Origin of the sequence: Acinetobacter sp. WC-743 (genome assembly GCF_000335555.1) — a bacterium.
GTDB lineage: Bacteria > Pseudomonadota > Gammaproteobacteria > Pseudomonadales > Moraxellaceae > Acinetobacter > Acinetobacter bereziniae.
On sequence record NZ_AMFQ01000064.1, the window covers coordinates 1 to 379 of the forward strand.

1 protein-coding gene is annotated in these 379 nt (G+C 41.4%); it reads left to right on the plus strand.

Annotated elements, in window-relative coordinates; genetic code table 11:
• Positions 1-379: MBG domain-containing protein (locus tag ACINWC743_RS08270; RefSeq protein ID WP_009585092.1), on the plus strand; the 379-nt coding region annotated here is incomplete at both ends.

Here is a 379-nt window from a genome sequence, read left to right on the forward strand (position 1 = left end):
ACGAATAAAGCCAATGGCGTTGATAAAAACTATGATCTGACCTTTGTCGATGGTGCATTGGATATTGCCAAAGCCAAAGCGACTGTAACGGCAAATAGCGTATCAACTGTTTATAATGGACAAAATCAAACAGCTACTGGCTTTAGTGCAACAGGTTTGGTCAATGGCGAAGATAGTTCTGTATTGACAGGTGTCACAGCATCCGTAACGGCTAAAGATGCAGGCAGTTATACGAATAAAGCCAATGGCGTTGATAAAAATTACGATCTGACCTTTGTCGATGGTGCATTGAATATCGCCAAAGCTAAAGCGACTGTAACGGCGAATAGCGTATCAACTGTTTATAACGGACAAAATCAAACAGCATCAGGCTTTAGTG